The organism is Rickettsiales bacterium, assembly GCA_041396965.1.
Classification (GTDB): Bacteria; Pseudomonadota; Alphaproteobacteria; order Rickettsiales; family SXRF01; genus SXRF01.
The window spans coordinates 1,392,728-1,409,637 of the sequence record JAWKXN010000001.1; the positions used below are offsets into that span (position 1 = coordinate 1,392,728).

Here is a 16,910-nt window from a genome sequence, read left to right on the forward strand (position 1 = left end):
CTAAAACGGCGTGTAATTACTATAGATAAGCTCAAGCTTACTATCACGAAGCACACTAGCTGGAGTTACAAGCTCTTGGTTCATAATAACTTTATTACATTTACTAAAATCCATACCCGCTTCCTGACATAGCGGGTGTTTTTGCCAACGTTGCTTTATTAGTTTTCTGGCCGCCATATTATTTATGTTCAAATCTCCAACCTTCTCCACAACACCAAGCTCTATACCAAGCCCTTCCTTAAAAGCCTTATAAACCAACTCGCTACAATAAATCCTCTCATCATCAAACAGGAAAAAGAAATCATACGGTCTACCATAATACTTACTCGCGGCTTCAAATATACGTTCAGCCTCCTGTGGTTTTAATCCTTTATAGCGTTTTACGGTTAGAAAATTACCTATCCCCTGTTCTATCCATTTATCAATATCAATCTCACGCACAGGTCCGATAGCCTCTATAATAACTGGTTTTCCATCATCACCAATTTTTACTATTCCAACATGAGTATAAACAGTCCCAGAAGCCAACATTATAGCTAAAGTCTGAGGTGAACTTATGGTCTGAAAAACAATATCCCCATTCTTTAACTCTGGCAGCTTAGGTTTTGAATAGGCGGAAACATATACCCAGCACGACACCAAGACTATAAAAGTCAAAATCAATAATAGAGTGTATTTGAAAACTCTTTTCATAATAAAAATTATAAATGTAATTAATAACTATGAATATAGTACCCTATTATCTACCATTATCTATAGAAAAAAAGGATATATTACTATATATTCAAATCATCTCAGCAAATTAATACAAACACTAAATAAAAAACCTTACGTCATGGCATCAGGTTCTAAAAAAGTTATTTTCGCGGCTCTTGCCGGTAATACGTTAATCTCAATAGTAAAATTCATAGCGGCCGTTTACACCGGCTCTTCCGCCATGTTATCAGAAGCTATACACTCTCTGGTTGATACCGGAAATCAAGGCTTGTTGCTTTATGGAATGAAACGCTCAAAACGTCCAGCTGATGAACGTCACCCTTTTTTATGGAGCTGAGATTTACTTCTGGAGCTTCGTGGTGGCTATATTAGTATTTGCCGTTGGCTCGGGAGTTTCCCTATATGAGGGAATTCATAAACTATCCTCTCCAGAAGAAATCTCAAACCCAATGATCAATTATATCGTACTTGGAATAGCCATGATATTTGAAGCTGGAGCTTGGTGGATAGCATACCGTGAATTCAAACTAATAAGAGGAGAAATGGGAACTTTTGAGGCGGTAAGACGCTCAAAGGATCCGGCGTTATTCACCGTGTTATTTGAGGATAGCGCCGCGATGCTTGGTCTTATAGTCGCTTTCATAGGAATAGCGATCGCGCATCATACCGGCGCGGTATGGGCTGATGGAGCCGCCTCAATAGTCATTGGTCTTATACTTGCTGGAACGGCAACCATACTCGCTTATGAAACCAAAGGGTTATTAATAGGAGAAGGTGCTTCTAAAACAGTAAGAGATAGTATAATTAATATAATAAAAAGCCAAAAAGAAATTGAGGGAATAAGCGAACTTCGGACAATGCATTTAGGACCTGATGATATACTTGTGGTCGCTGGAGTTGATTTTACCGACGATATATCAGTTGAGGAAATGGAAAACACCATAAGCTTAATTGAGGTGAGTATTAAAAAAGATTTCCCAGAAATAAAACGTGTGTTTATAGAAGCGCAAAGCAAGCTGTAGGAAAAAATAAAGGTAATTTACTATAAATAAATAGAAAATAATTGACTAAAAAACCTAAATAATAGATAAAACCTTATCAAGTCATATATATGGCTTATCAGTTTTTAGTCGGATGATGTTTGGTATCATCCTGTTTATTTTAATTACACCCTGTTCTGATTCATTGTGAATCATCGTCTTAATACAGGGTTCGGTAATCACCGTTCATATACTATATGTTCTTCTCTGGATTACCGATAATCATCAGTCTTCCTTTAATAGCTTTCATGTTATTGGCTGATGGTTTTAGCTTAGTGGAGTAACCTGATCTATAGGTTTTGCCATAACTAAAGAAAGCGAAGTATTATGATAATAGCCAGTTTTGTTGCTTTTCTTTTATTTTTTACATTGGTTGGTCTTGCCTCAATAATTAAAAGTAAAAATACCACAAATGATTATTTAGTCGCTGGCAACAGTGTTAAACCATGGTTAGTTGGCATATCAGCGGTGGCTACCAATAATAGTGGCTTCATGTTCATAGCGATGATCGGCTATACTTACGCTTCTGGTCTTTCCTCTATATGGGTCATACTACCATGGATATTTGGAGATTTTCTAGCTAGCTTATTCATACATAAACGTCTTAGAGTAGCTACTGGCAAACGTCATATTACGACATTTTCTGGCTTGCTTAGCGATTGGTCAGGACGAGACTATACAATGGTTCGTAAAATAAGCGCTGTAATTATAATTCTATTTCTTGGCACTTACGCCGCGGCTCAGTTAAGCGCTGGCAGTAAAGCATTACATGTATTGTTTGGCTGGAACTATTCAATAGGAGCTATCATAGGCAGCGTAATCGTACTCGCCTATTGTTTCGCTGGTGGTATCAGAGCGTCAATATGGACAGATGCCGCGCAATCATTTGTTATGATAGCGGCTATGGCTTTACTCGCCTTCACCGCGATTAACCATGTCGGTGGGCTTAATGAATTTATCACAAAGCTTAATAATATATCACCTACTTATATGAACTGGTTTCCTGAAGACCTATTATGGGGACCTTTCATAGGCGCTATGTTACTGATAACTAGCTGGACAGTCGCTGGAATCGGAGTAATTGGTCAACCTCATATTATGATACGTTTTATGGCGATGGACAGACCACAAGATATGAAAGCTGTACGGTTTTACTATTATGGATGGTACTTATTATTCACTATATTCACCCTTACAGCCGGTTTTGCCGCGAGAATACTTCTTCCTGAAGCCACAGAAGGAATTAGCTTTGACAGTGAACTAGCTCTTCCTAATCTTGCACAAATGTTGCTTCCTGAAATTTTAATCGGAATGATATTAGCTGGACTTTTCGCCGCCACCATGTCTACCGCTGACTCACAAATTTTAAGCTGCTCAGCGGCACTTACCCAAGACTTAGAATTTGGTAAAGATAATTATATTCTTACAAAAATTGGAACCATATTTGTAACGGTAACCGCCCTTACCATAGCTCTTTACGGAGATGACAATGTATTTTCACTAGTAAAACTCGCTTGGTCAGCGCTTGGCTCCGCTTTTTCTCCGTTGCTACTGGTATATGCGCTTGGAGGAAAACCCACTGAAAAAACCGCTACTTTAATGATGATTATTGGCCTTATCTCTATGTTATTATGGAAATATCTAGGTTATAGCGCGGCGTTATATGAGATATTTCCAGGAATAGTAGCTGGGCTTATAACATATAAAATATCATTCCTTAAAAATAAAATGGCGGTAAAAAACCCAGTATGACTGATAGATTAGTACTTTATAATGCTTTACTCTTATATTTTATGTGTGTATGAAATTACATACAATACTACTAAATACATACAAAATATATGGAGGAAAACATGGATTTCTTAAACAACAAAGACATTAATACTGAACAACTAACTGCCTATATAGCTGAGTATGGTCTTAAAATATTATTAGCTCTTGCCATTTTTATAATTGGCAAATGGGTGGCTAAGAGAATTGTTAACATAGTTAAAAAATCAATGGGTAGAGCGAGTGTTGATGAAATGCTGGTGTCATTCATTGGTAATATAGCTTATGCGTTGATAATGGCGTTTGTGATAATAGCCGCGATTTCAGAGCTTGGTATTGAGACAACCTCCATAGCCGCGATTTTTGCCGCCGCTGGTCTTGCCATTGGTCTTGCCTTACAAGGCTCTCTTTCAAATTTTGCCGCTGGTGTTATGGTAGTTATTTTCCGTCCATTCAGAACTGGTGATTTCGTGGAATTAGCTGGAACATCAGGAGTAGTAAAAGATATAAATATCTTTACCACCACCCTTAAAACTGGTGATAATAAAACCATTATAATCCCTAATTCAGCTGCCACTTCTGGCAGTATAACCAATTACTCAACAGAGGAAAATAGACGTATAGACCTAGTATTTGGCTGTGGTTATAATGATGATCTGAAGAAAGTAAGAAAAGTTCTTGAAAGTGTGGTAGAGTCAAATAGCAAAGTGCTAAAAGATCCAGCCGTTACCATAGCGGTATCAGAACTTGGCGCTAGTAGTGTTGATTTTATCGTTCGTCCATGGGTAAAAACCGCTGACTATTGGGCTGCCCGCTTTGAGATCGTGGAAGCTGTAAAAGAAGCATTTGATAAAGAAGGAATTTCTATACCTTATCCACAGCAAGATGTTCACATGCATCAGGCAAAAAGCTAAATATTACTATATTTTATATGCTAAAAAATAGTAGATTATTAATATTACCATCAATCGTTTTGGTAGCGTTTTTTTCGCTACCAAAACCTGAGGTAAACGCGACCCAAAAAAACACTACCAGCTTATTTGATGGTTTGTCTATATTTGATACGACCGACAAAGTTAGCTCTCTCAAATTAAGAAAAATAAAAAGTACCGCGCAAAGATATGTGGCAGCTGTGGATGTTTTTAGAACAAGATTTAATGAATATCCCGGTGATATTAAAACAGCATCAATGTTTGGTTTGAATGGAGGAAATGGAAATGGTGATGGTAAGATTACAGGAAATGAGACCATCATGTTTTGGAAACACTTGGTGGAATCAAATATTATAATGAACTTCCAAACAGGTAAAACAAAGTCTCCTAATAACAGCGATATAGTTGTTGGATTTGATGTTCCAGAAATAGATGGAAGAGATAACGTTGGATATTTCGTTGGCTACTATACTGACGGTGAACATTCAGGAAACGGTATAGCGTTGGCTACAAAACTACCAGATGGTAACCTAAGTGGAGCGTTTACTCCTAAGGAGGCAAAAGCTATTAACCCTGCTCCAGACAAACATGTTATAACGATAAACGAGCCAAATAGTAAGGATTGTATAGCTGACTCTCAATATAACTTAGCGAGCAACAAAAAATCCTGCATATTAATATACTGGATAAACTAGCGGCAACAATCCATTCTATGCTGACTGCTCTAGCTCCTCTCCCATACAAGGCATAATTAAAAAAGTGTGATGCTTTTTAGAAAGAATTGAGGAAAGCTTTTATAGCTTTTTTCTTTCTATGGAGTTTCAACCCACGGTGGATATTTATTCTTTCCTTGAGGTGAGAGAAGAAGCCTTCTAGATGGTTGGTTGTTGGCGGAATATTCTGTTCTGGAAATTCCTTGTATGTAAATAGCCTGTGCAGATTTTCTTGCACGGAATTATATGCAGAACGCGTCCTTCCGTGCGTAAATCTTCCACCCTTTTTGGCATTCAGGAATCCTTTGTGCTGCTCTGCCAGAGCGTAAAATTGAGCCACAAAATCTTCTGGTTCGGTATTGCATAATTTTTCCATCAACTCCTTCAAATCCTTTGCAGGACGGAGCTTTGGATTATTTCCAGTATATCGCCTTACAATCGCTTTTTGATGGAAAATACACATTTGAATTGGTACTCCACCAAGTGTTTTTCTGATGTTTTCATAAAACCCTTTGCGCCCATCAATGGTCACTGATTTGAAGCAATATCCTGCCTGCACAAGCTCATGCAAAGCTTCACGCAAATGCTTCACTGATTCGGTTTTGATCTCTTGGTAATAAATGATTCTGCTGCCATCATGCGCACAGAAATAGCCATATTCTCTGCCGAAGAAAGACGCATCCATGAGCAGGTTAATCGCTTCTTTTGAGGCAGGAAAAATTAATCCTTCTGCCCACTCAAGAGCATCAAATTCTTGGTGAGCTTGGGGATGGAAATATCAAGAATGCTAGCAATTTCTGCTAGTGTTCGGCGTTTGTGCAGCCAGTCTAAATAGTAACGCTTATAGTCGGTTTTTTTGCCGCGCTTATCAACCCATTGATGTAAGCACAAGTTGCAACGATACCGTTTACGACCACGCAATTTGCCATTGCTTTTTATGCTGCTCAAACCGCATTTTACACAGCGTTTTTAGACACTTTTATAATCCTTTTTTAAAAATACAGTATATCGCATTGTTTTATAAAGCAATTATGCAGATTCTAGCATCACACTTTTTTAATTATGCCCCATACAACTATATCATTCTGGTTTAGGGAGAACAGGAAAGGAGGAGTAATAGCCTATATACCAGCTATACCTCTAAATCTTTGACTATAATTTTATGAGGTTTATTATCTATATCAATATTTATCGTAGTGTGAGTTTTTGAATTATTGAACTTGAAACTACTCACAGCTTTTCCATCAATAACAACTGATGGTTTTTTATAGATACTATCTATCGCCACACTAAAAAAATCTCTATCTTCTTGAGAAGAAACATCAAACACAATTTCTTTATTTTTAACGGACGAAATATCAGCTATATTAATGTGAGTTGGGTACAACACCTCAACCGGATTCTCACTATAGTTTACCGGAACTTCCCACATCTCAACCTCAGCGTTATAAGCGACCGCTGGCTCGCTATCAGCGCAAGAAAAATTCTCTTCTCCCTCCGGTAAAGGAGCGTGCACTATTTCCTGAGCCTGCTCTTGCCTGTCACCTTTATCGAAAGATATTGAGAAAGTTGATTTCTCAGCGTCAACAACTTTTGATTTTCTTGGTTTTCCTGGCTCTTTAACACGTACAGTGTTTACTCTTGTTTTTTGCTTAGTCTTATATTTGTAAATAGTATGGAAATCTTTTGAGCTATTAAAATTGTGATGATAATAGGTTAAAATATCACCATTCACATTGATTACTTTAGCGCCACTTGGAGAGGTAACTACTGAGGTAGTGCCATCAATAGTAAGAGATACATCGTTTATTCCCCTGAACAGCTCACATATATCAATCATCTCCTTCTTATTACCTTTGCTTATGTAAAATTGATAATTTGACATAGCAAGCCCAACTTCACACCAAGCCTCAAAATCATTACCCTTACTATCCACGACATGAACAAATAGATAATCCTCACTAAAAGCTCCACTACCAGAATCAGCCGTAAGTCCAACATTAGTCGGAGGAGGACAAGAGTACAGATAATTATTAAGTACAAGTCTGGTAGGTTTAGCTAATACGCTTCCACTAATAATAAATAAAAATGATATAAAAATAGCCGAAAAAAATCCTAATCTCATAATTCCTCCTATTATCAATGAATTAGCACAAACTCTTGACGAACTAACACAAATTAAAATAAATCTCAAACCTATAAATATTAAATATAAAAATAGTTGTGTTTTCTTACTTTTCGGTTTCTAATAATAGCAAATATTTAGTTCATTAAATATTTGGTTAATTATAGGCAGGATATAAATTTATGGAACAACGGGTAGTAACAATACTCGGTGGGGCTGGTTTTCTTGGAACTTATGTAACCCGTAGACTAGCCTCAGCAGGTTATCGGATAAGAGTTATTTCCAGAAACGCCAACAAAGCTAGTCACCTTTATAGCTGCGGTAACGTTGGTCAAATACATGTAATCTCCAGTGATATAAATTCACCAGAATCATATTCGGATATTCTGCAAGGCTCACACGCTGTAATTAACCTAGTTGGCATATTATTTGAATCGGGAAAACAAAAATTCACGAAAATACACTCTATTGCCGCTGAAAAACTGGCAATAGCCGCCAAAAACGCCGGTGTCAAAAGACTTATACATATTTCAGCTCTCGGTGTTGACCATGAATATGGCTCTGGATACGCTCGTTCAAAAATACTCGGAGAACTGGCTGTTCTTTCAGCGTTTCCTGACACGACAGTGCTAAGACCTAGCGTAATATTCGGAGCGGAAGATAATTTCTTCAACAAATTCGCCAAAATGGCCAATATATCGCCCTTCCTCCCATTAATTGGCGGCGGGAAAACCTTATTCCAGCCGGTATATGTTGATGATGTGGCACGTGCTATTGAAAAATGCCTAGCCGAACCTAACACACAAGGGGAGACTTACGAACTTGGCGGTAGTAAAATCTATAGTTTCAAACAAATTTTAGAATATATAATGGAAGTTACCAATCAAAAAAGAATATTGATGCCACTTCCTTTTAGTGTTGCCTCGTTTATCGCTGCCTTCTTTGAGTATATGCCAAATCCTCCCCTCACTAGGGATCAGGTGAAGTTACTAAAATATAACAATACAGTTAACGATAGCGCTAAGAAATTTGAGCATCTTAGTATATCTCCGACATCTGTTGAGATGATAGTGCCGAAATATCTTTCCATATATAATAAAAATATTAATAAAAATGATTATGCCATATGCTAAAATTTGTTGATACACCACAGAAAAATCCAGAAATAAGAGACGTTGATTCCCGCAAGGAGGATTTTAATGAGATATATAAAAAATTCTCTAAAGAAAAAGCGGAAGAGCAGGCTTCCCGCTGCTCGCAATGTGGTATCCCATTCTGTCAGATACACTGCCCAGTACAAAATAACATACCTGATTGGCTAAAGCTAACCGCCGAAGGCAGGCTTCAGGAAGCTTATGAGACCTCAAGCGCTACCAACACTTTCCCTGAGATATGCGGTAGAATCTGCCCACAAGATAAATTATGTGAGGGGAATTGTGTCATAGAAAAAGGCTACCAATCAGTCACTATCGGCGCGGTAGAAAAATATATAACAGAAACAGCTTTTGAAAATGGTTGGGTAAAGCCAATTTCGGTAAAAGTAGAAACCGGACTTTCAGTTGGAATAATAGGCGCTGGTCCCGCCGGACTTGCCGCCGCTGATATGCTGCGCCGTAAAGGTCACAGCGTGCATGTATATGACAGATATGATCGTATTGGTGGTTTGATGATGTATGGCATACCAGGATTTAAGATGGAAAAAGAAGTGGTTATTCGCCGTCATAAATTACTTGAGGAAGGTGGCATAATTTTTCATCTAAATACTGATATTGGCAAAGATATAAAATTCTCAGAATTACAGAAAAAACATGACGCTGTTTTAATAGCTACTGGCGTGTATAAATATAAAGAGATAGATATTCCTAATTCCAGCCTAGATAATATATCTCCGGCACTTCCTTATCTTATCGCTAGTAACCGCAAAGATCTTGGTGATAATGTTCCTGATTTTGATAGCGGACAATTAAACGCCGAAGGGAAAAAAGTAGTGGTTATTGGTGGTGGTGACACCGCTATGGACTGCGTTAGAACCGCAATTCGCCAAAAGGCGAAAAGTGTCACCTGCCTTTATCGTAGAGATAAAGCGAATATGCCAGGAAGCGCGAGAGAAGTTAAAAACGCTGAAGATGAGGGCGTAGACTTTATGTGGCTATCTTCTCCAAAAGCATTTATTGGTGATACAGAAGTAAAGCAAATATTAGTTCAACGTATGCGCTTGCTCAACAACGACGCTAGTGGTCGCCAATCAATAAAACCAGTAGAAGGTGAGACTTTTACCCTAGACGCTGATATGGTGATACAAGCTCTCGGCTTTGAAGCGGAGGATATACAAGATATATTTGATTCACCAGAACTTATGATAAATAAATATGGGAATGTAAAAATAGATAATAACAGCTTTATGACCAGTATTGATGGAGTATTTGCCGCTGGGGATATAGCGCGTGGAGCGTCTCTTGTCGTTTGGGCGATTAAAGAAGGACGTGACGCGGCAGCGGCAATACACCAATATATAACACTAAAAGCTGATAAAAAAAGCGCGGCATAAATAATATCAGGTATATTATATGAAATTACTTACAGCTCTAATAGCGTTTATTTTTATCCTAAACTTTTCAGAGCTTTCTTACGCTCAATATAATCGCTCAATGTCAGCGGAAGCTACTCAAAAGCTGTTGATAGAAGGCAGAGATGATGATCAGGATAATAAACCGAAAGCTCTTACTTATGAGGAAGCCGCTGGTCTTAACCGTGACTTAGATCTTGACCCGAACATGCAAAGACAGATGGAAAATATTAACAGACGACTATCCACCTCTGATGGTAATTCCGATATAAAGCTTCCATGGATTAATAATAATCTAAACAGTAATGCTGGTAACAATAATCCAGTAGGGTATGGTGCTACTAATAATGGCTATAGAAACCCATACAATGCTAATAACTACGTTCCCAATACCCAAAACAATTATCAAATAAGACCACAAATAGATATTGGCCATTCAATTCCTCCTCCTCCGAACACCACACACGGCACTGGCAGCGGCAAGTCGTATATGAAAAATTATATGGACTTTTTTTGTAATCTTGTGGTTAGGAAAGCTGAAGACGCTAATTTTTGTAATAATGACCAGAAAAAACAAGTATGTAAAAGATTCGTGGACTCTCCATATGAAATAAAGTCTGTTCTTAATGAATCAGTTGGTTGCCACATGAATAGGATAAGATCTATAAACTCCGATTGTCGGGATATAGATACAACGCGCCTTGATTTAATGAAACGCTATTGGCAAGATCGTGAAGCGTTATATACTATATTATTTTTACCAGATATGGCAATAAACGCCGCTATCAAATGCGCTAGTAATAATTAGTAATAAACGTAAAAATATATGGTAAAAGCTAGAAAAAATGCTAGATAATGTTTCTTTGTTATAAATAGGATGTAAAAAATATGTGGTCATGGAATGAGGATTGGAACAAACGGGCTGAATATCTTGAGCAAAAAGGTATGTATAGTTCAAAGGATGAGCATGATGCCTGTGGTGTTGGCTTCATAGCCTCTATTGATGGTCAACCACGCCGCGCCATAGTTGACGCTGGTATTGAAGCCCTCAAATCTATTTTCCACCGTGGAGCCGTTGACGCTGATGGCAAAACTGGTGATGGAGCAGGTATCAACATACAGATACCACAAGATTTTTTCCGTAACCATATAACGCATTCCGGTAGAAAACTGCGTAGTGATAAGTTGGCTGTAGGTATGATGTTTCTACCCAGAAAAAATTACGCTGATCAAGAAACATGCCGAGCTATCATTGAAAATGAGATATTAAAACTTGGCTACCATATATATGGCTGGAGACAAGTTCCCGTACATGCGGATGTGATCGGCGAGATCGCCTCTGATTCACGACCGGAAATTGAGCAAATACTTATCTCAGGCAAGGACGGTATAGATGAGGATAAGTTTGAGCTTGATCTCTATATAATCAGAAAACGTATAGAAAATTCCGTACGCTCTCATTCTATAAATGATTTTTACGTGTGCTCTCTATCCTGCCGTAGCCTCATATATAAGGGTCTGTTCAAAGCCGAACAACTAACCGCTTTCTATCCTGATTTGCTTGATGAGAAATTCATTTCCTCTTACGCTATAATCCACCAGCGCTTTTCTACCAATACCGCCCCCGCTTGGCATAGAGCTCAGCCTTTCCGTATCCTCGCTCATAATGGGGAGATAAATACCGTAAAAGGTAATACTAATTTTATGCGCAGTCACGAGACTACCTTTAGTTGCGAGAATTTTAAGGGTGTTGAGGAAGATATAATACCGGTTATACCAAATAACGCCTCTGATACCGCCGCTCTTGACTCGGTGGTTGAGGTTCTTACCCGTGCCGGACGTGAACTTCCACTTACCAAGCTAATGTTAATCCCACCTGCTTGGTCACGTACTTCTGATATGCCGCAAAAACATAAGGATATGTTTAGCTGCTTAAATGGTATATCTGAACAATGGGACGGACCAGCGGCTATCGCGGCTACCGATGGAAAGTGGATAATCGCTGGAATGGACAGGAACGGTCTACGCCCTATGCGCTACACCATAACGCAAGACAATATATTGATGGTATGTTCCGAAAGTGGCATGGTAAAGGTTGACGATTCTGATATTATTGAACGTGGCAGACTCGGTCCGGGTGATGTTATCGGTATAGATCTCAGAGAAGGAAAGCTTTACAGAGATGAAGAGCTTAAAGATCGTCTATCTGCCCAATATCCTTATAGTGACTGGGTAAGCAACATAATGTGGCTACGGGAACTTATTGAGCAGGAAGATAAAAAGCCATCAAACAATCTGCAAAGGGTAAACCCACCAATTGACCAGAAGAATCTTCGTACCCTACAAAGGGCGAATGGTTATACTCATGAGGATATAGAAGCGATAATCCATCCAATGGCGCGTGACGCTAAGGAAGCAGTCGGCTCTATGGGTGATGATACACCGATTGCCATACTCTCCGGTAAAAAGCGTGGCTTCCACCACTTCTTCCGCCAAAATTTCAGTCAAGTGACTAACCCACCGATTGATAGCTTGCGGGAAAGACGGGTAATGAGCCTATTCACTCGTTTTGGTAATGACGGTAATTATCTATCACTAGAGAAATCTCATAGTGAGATATTAATAGCCGACACCCCTCTCCTGCTTTCTAACGAGATGGATTTTATATCAAAATATTTTACCGATTGTGTCACTAAAATAGATACTTTGTTTGATGTAAATGACGGTGGAAACAGTATAAGAAAAGGTCTTGATAATGTTATAAAACAAACTGAGGAAGCTATACTTTCCGGTAAATCATACATAATACTTACCGATGAGAATGTGGATAAAGATCACGCCGCCATACCTATGATACTAGCCGTGTCAGCGGTGCAGACTCATCTTGTAAAAAGAAAATTACGCAAAAAAGCCTCTATACTCGTCCGTACCGCAGAATGTATTGACGTTCATTGCTTCGCTGTCCTTATCGGTGTTGGCGCGACCACCGTCAACCCATATCTTGCCGAAGCTACCGTTATTGAAAGACACAAAAACGGGCTATTTGAAAAACAGACTCTACAAGAAGTTCTCACTAATTTCCAAGAGGCTATGAGCGCTGGATTGCTTAAAATTATGTCTAAAATGGGTATATCCATAGTAAGCGCCTATCGTGGTGGGGTAAATTTTGAGGCTATCGGTCTATCACGCTCACTGGTCGCTGAGTTTTTCCCTGATTTACCGTCCAGAATCTCTGGTATCGGACTTGCCGGAATTGAAAAAAAGATAAATAATCAGCATAAAAACGCTTTCACGGTAGATGAGAGCGAACCTCTGCCGATAGGCGGTTTTTACCGTGACCGTATGAGTGGCGAGAAACACGCATGGAACGGCAACCAGATACATTTATTGCAAGATGCTCTTAATAAATCATCTTTTATGCTTTATAAAAAATACACTGAGGAAGTATACGCCTCCCCTCCTATATTCATTCGTGACTTACTTGATTTTAACTCACCTAATAACCCAGTTGCCATAGATGACGTTGAATCTGTTACCGAAATCCGTAAACGTTTTATCGCGCCTGCCATGTCACTCGGAGCGTTGTCAGCGGAAGCCCATGAAGTCCTCGCTATCGCCATGAACCGGATGGGGGCTAATTCCAACTCTGGTGAAGGTGGCGAAGGTGAGAATCGTTATAAACCATACGATAACGGTGATAACGCTAACTCAAATATAAAACAACTAGCTTCCGGTAGGTTTGGGGTAAACGCGAAATATCTAAACAGCGCGAATGAGTTACAAATAAAAGTGGCGCAAGGCGCTAAACCCGGTGAAGGTGGTCAACTACCTGGATTTAAGGTAAGCGTGGAAATAGCTAAGTTACGTCACTCAACACCGGGGGTTATGTTAATATCACCCCCACCACACCATGATATTTACTCAATTGAGGATCTAGCGCAGCTTATTTATGATCTTAAACAAATAAATCCTAGAGCTTTAGTATCAGTAAAACTTGTAGCGCAGTCAGGAATTGGAACTATCGCTAGCGGTGTCGCCAAAGCGATGGCTGATAAAATAGTCATCTCAGGTCACTCTGGAGGGACTGGAGCCAGCTCATGGAGCAGCGTAAAACACGCCGGTATCCCTTGGGAGATGGGACTTGCTGAAACCAACCAAGTACTTACCTTAAACCGGATGCGTCATCGTGTTAAACTACAAACTGACGGTGGACTTAAAACTGGACGTGATATTGTCATCGCCGCCATGCTTGGCGCGGAGGAATACGCTCTTGGAACAGGTTCTCTTATAGCGATGGGCTGTATCATGGTGCGTCAGTGCCACAGCAATACCTGTCCAGTTGGTATCACTACACAAAACCCTGAGCTTCGTAAAAGATTTGAGGGTACGGTTGATAAAGTTATCAATCTGTTCAGCTTTATCGCTGAGGAAGTACGTGAAATCCTAGCATCTCTTGGCTTTACCAGCCTTAATGATATTGTTGGACGTACTGACCTCCTATCACAAGTAAATAGAGGCAGCGAAGATCTGGTTGATCTTGATCTTAACAACCTTCTAGCGCAAGCTGATTGCGGAACTCACCCTCGCTATTGCGTCCTTACCTCCAGAAATGAAGTGCCAGATACGCTTGACGCGCAAATGCTTAAAGACGCGCGGGTAGCTCTGGAGCGTGGTGAGAAAATCCAGTTAGGATATACTGTACGCAACACTATGCGAAGCATCGGCGCACGCCTATCATCAATGATACAAAGTCGTTTTGATACAGCAAAACTTCTTCCTGACCATGTGACTCTTAAACTTCGTGGATCCGCCGGTCAGTCACTTGGCGCGTTCGCGGTACGTGGCCTTAGAATAGAATTATATGGTGATTCCAATGACTATGTCGGAAAAGGACTATCTGGCGCTACCATAATCATTCGCCCTCGCCCTTCCAGCAAACTAATTCCACACGAAAACACTATCATCGGAAATACCGTACTTTACGGAGCGACTGAAGGAAAATTATTCGCTTCCGGTCAGGCTGGTGAACGTTTTGCCGTACGCAACTCTGGCGCGATTACCGTTATTGAGGGCTGCGGATCAAATGCCTGTGAATATATGACTGGTGGCATTGCTGTCATACTCGGTAATGTCGGGCATAATTTTGCCGCTGGAATGACCGGTGGTATGGCGTTTGTCTATGATGAGGATGATCATTTTACCGCCCGTGTTAATGAGGATAATGTAGTTTATCAAAAAATCGCTAGTTCTCATTGGGAAAACGCCCTTAAAGAACTTATAGAGGAACATCTAAAAGAAACCGGTTCGCCAAGAGCTGACAGTATCCTCTCTGGCTGGGAGTGGGAACTACCTAAGTTCTGGCAAATCTGCCCGAAAGAAATGCTTGATAAGTTAGAATTCCCACTGAGTGATGAAATAAAAAAAAGCAAAAAGGCTAAGGGCTGACATTATAAACATATAAATCAATACGTTACAAAACATTGCACTAGTAATATAGCTGTAATTAAAATGTAACAACAATTCTGTTTATATAGGTCGTCACTACTGTTATGATACTGCATATATGTAAAAAAATAGAGTATCGTTATCGTGTCATCCAGTGATAAAAGTAGTACAGCTAATATCGCCGATGTTTGGGAAAAGCGTATGCGTGATAACCAAATATCAGGTGAGCCTTACTCATTACCAAACAAGTTTAGGAGAAATCTTACTAATTTATTCACCAAAAAAGGTTTTCATGATGTTGAGTATCTTGGTGTAGATCATTATAGTAAAAGTATTATTTTTGCTCCTAAAGACAATCCTGATGTTGTATTTAAGGTTGGAAAGCTTGACCTAGACTCGGTAAGAGAACCTATGTCTAGCGTAACACAGCCGATTGGAATGTGGGAAGTAAAAGACTATAAAACCGCTGGAACACATGCTAAAATTGAAATACTACCAAGAAAAAGCTTAGAAATAACAAGTGACGGTATAATAGATTACACTAGAAGATCAGCTGAGCAGGAGACTACTCTTTCTCATCAGGAGTTATTGTCACAAAATAATATAGAGCAATATAATAAAGCTGACCGTGCGGAACGCTCGGCACTTACTGAACAAATGAAAAGAAACCTTGGTCTAGTAAAGAAAGACTCTAGACTTACGGAGTTCGCTCCCCAGTTGGAAGCTAATAGGGTTAACTTTGAAAATGGAAAGATTTTACCCACCCTTACACCAAGAGAACAGACACTTGCAGAAAGAAAAGCCATCAGCTCACAAGCAGAAGAAACTAGACTTTTAATAGGGAAAAGGGGTAAGATAGTATCCTTTTTCAAAGGAAGTCCACAGGATAGCATAAGAGAAGCCATTGCACGGGAAATGGAACACCTAAAAGAGCTAAGGGAACAACGTGTAAATGATCTTGCCGCTGCGAAACATAGGTTAAAAGAATTAGGCTTCAAACCTGAATCAATAAAACAAACTACTCAAAAAATAGAAGAAACCGTCACTGAAGCCACAAAAACCGCTGAGGAAAGCTGGCTAAAACGTATTGGTAAAGGTGCTAAGAGCAAAGAATTCTTAATTCCTGCCGCTATAGTCGCAGTAGCAACTGGCAGTTGGGTCGCATATTCTAAAAACAAGCAAGAGCAGGAAGCGGCTCAAGGGTCACAGCATGTCGGATAAAAACCAATAATCGTCGTTTAATAATTAAACAATTGAAACAACTTAGTTTAACAGAAGAACAAGAATTGATACCTATAAATATAAGATTCATATAATCGTAACAAACAAGATTTGATAATTCTGTTAATATCCGTGAGTGAACGATGAAACTATCATATGAGGTTTTTATGACAAATGACAATGGAAATATAAATGACGGCGAAAAAAATCCTATCAGACCGTCCATACTTAACGCGGGAAAAGAGCGTCCTCACTATCAAGCCGAAAATATGGGTAAGCCAACAGAAAAGGTTGGTGACACAACTCAAGCCGAATCTGAAAAAGCCAAAATAAAGCAAACCAGATAAACTACCTATAGTTTTTTCAGTCTTTGATAGCTCT

General features: G+C 39.3%; 15 protein-coding genes. 11 read left to right on the forward strand and 4 right to left on the reverse strand.

The features are described 5' to 3' along the window. Positions 1-693, reverse strand: a complete 693-nt coding sequence (locus tag R3D71_07255) for a YiiX/YebB-like N1pC/P60 family cysteine hydrolase (GenBank protein MEZ5691443.1) — start codon at positions 691-693, stop codon at positions 1-3. A 142-nt stretch (positions 694-835) separates the two neighbouring features. On the opposite strand from R3D71_07255, the gene R3D71_07260 reads away from it, so the two are divergent. The 5 genes from R3D71_07260 (at position 836) to R3D71_07280 (ending at position 5,154) form a co-directional block, all read left to right on the forward strand. Further along, a complete protein-coding gene (locus tag R3D71_07260) occupies positions 836-1,054 on the forward strand; it encodes a cation transporter (protein MEZ5691444.1) in 219 nt (72 codons plus the stop codon). Continuing rightward, positions 1,026-1,739, forward strand: a complete 714-nt coding sequence (locus tag R3D71_07265; GenBank protein ID MEZ5691445.1) for a cation diffusion facilitator family transporter — start codon at positions 1,026-1,028, stop codon at positions 1,737-1,739. Before R3D71_07260 ends, R3D71_07265 begins: the two co-directional genes overlap by 29 nt. A gap of 345 nt (positions 1,740-2,084) precedes the next feature. Then, positions 2,085-3,509, forward strand: coding sequence for a sodium/proline symporter (locus R3D71_07270; GenBank protein MEZ5691446.1), 1,425 nt, complete (start codon positions 2,085-2,087; stop codon positions 3,507-3,509). Between the two features lie 101 nt (positions 3,510-3,610). After that, a complete protein-coding gene (locus R3D71_07275; GenBank protein MEZ5691447.1) occupies positions 3,611-4,441 on the forward strand; it encodes a mechanosensitive ion channel in 831 nt (276 codons plus the stop codon). Between the two features lie 17 nt (positions 4,442-4,458). Then, positions 4,459-5,154, forward strand: coding sequence for a hypothetical protein (locus R3D71_07280; GenBank protein MEZ5691448.1), 696 nt, complete (start codon positions 4,459-4,461; stop codon positions 5,152-5,154). 76 nt (positions 5,155-5,230) lie between these two features. On the opposite strand, the gene R3D71_07285 is transcribed toward R3D71_07280, so the two are convergent. From R3D71_07285 to R3D71_07295, 3 genes are all read right to left on the reverse strand, one after another. Next, the gene (locus tag R3D71_07285; GenBank protein ID MEZ5691449.1) at positions 5,231-5,857 is read right to left on the reverse strand and encodes a hypothetical protein; all 627 of its coding nucleotides are present in this window, start codon (positions 5,855-5,857) and stop codon (positions 5,231-5,233) included. Between the two features lie 35 nt (positions 5,858-5,892). Then, complete coding sequence (locus tag R3D71_07290) at positions 5,893-6,120, reverse strand: hypothetical protein (GenBank protein ID MEZ5691450.1); 228 nt, start codon at positions 6,118-6,120, stop codon at positions 5,893-5,895. 184 nt (positions 6,121-6,304) lie between these two features. Then, positions 6,305-7,297: a hypothetical protein gene (locus R3D71_07295; GenBank protein ID MEZ5691451.1), complete on the reverse strand. Its 993-nt coding sequence runs from the start codon at positions 7,295-7,297 to the stop codon at positions 6,305-6,307. A gap of 182 nt (positions 7,298-7,479) precedes the next feature. Between R3D71_07295 and R3D71_07300 the strand changes: the two genes are divergently transcribed. The 6 genes from R3D71_07300 to R3D71_07325 all read left to right on the forward strand — a co-directional run bounded on the left by R3D71_07300 (position 7,480) and on the right by R3D71_07325 (position 16,876). Beyond that, positions 7,480-8,430, forward strand: a complete 951-nt coding sequence (locus R3D71_07300; protein MEZ5691452.1) for a complex I NDUFA9 subunit family protein — start codon at positions 7,480-7,482, stop codon at positions 8,428-8,430. Further along, the gene (locus R3D71_07305; GenBank protein MEZ5691453.1) at positions 8,424-9,845 is read left to right on the forward strand and encodes an NAD(P)-dependent oxidoreductase; all 1,422 of its coding nucleotides are present in this window, start codon (positions 8,424-8,426) and stop codon (positions 9,843-9,845) included. Before R3D71_07300 ends, R3D71_07305 begins: the two co-directional genes overlap by 7 nt. 19 nt (positions 9,846-9,864) lie before the next feature. Then, positions 9,865-10,671 carry a hypothetical protein gene (locus R3D71_07310; protein MEZ5691454.1) on the forward strand — a complete coding sequence of 269 codons (807 nt, stop codon included), beginning with the start codon at positions 9,865-9,867 and terminating at the stop codon, positions 10,669-10,671. Positions 10,672-10,751: 80 nt separating this feature from the next. Next, positions 10,752-15,308, forward strand: a complete 4,557-nt coding sequence (gene gltB / locus R3D71_07315) for a glutamate synthase large subunit (protein ID MEZ5691455.1) — start codon at positions 10,752-10,754, stop codon at positions 15,306-15,308. A gap of 144 nt (positions 15,309-15,452) precedes the next feature. Beyond that, positions 15,453-16,529 (forward strand): hypothetical protein, encoded by a 1,077-nt coding sequence (locus R3D71_07320; protein ID MEZ5691456.1) that lies wholly within the window; start codon positions 15,453-15,455, stop codon positions 16,527-16,529. A gap of 167 nt (positions 16,530-16,696) precedes the next feature. Then, positions 16,697-16,876: a hypothetical protein gene (locus R3D71_07325; protein MEZ5691457.1), complete on the forward strand. Its 180-nt coding sequence runs from the start codon at positions 16,697-16,699 to the stop codon at positions 16,874-16,876. Positions 16,877-16,910: the final 34 nt, after the last annotated feature.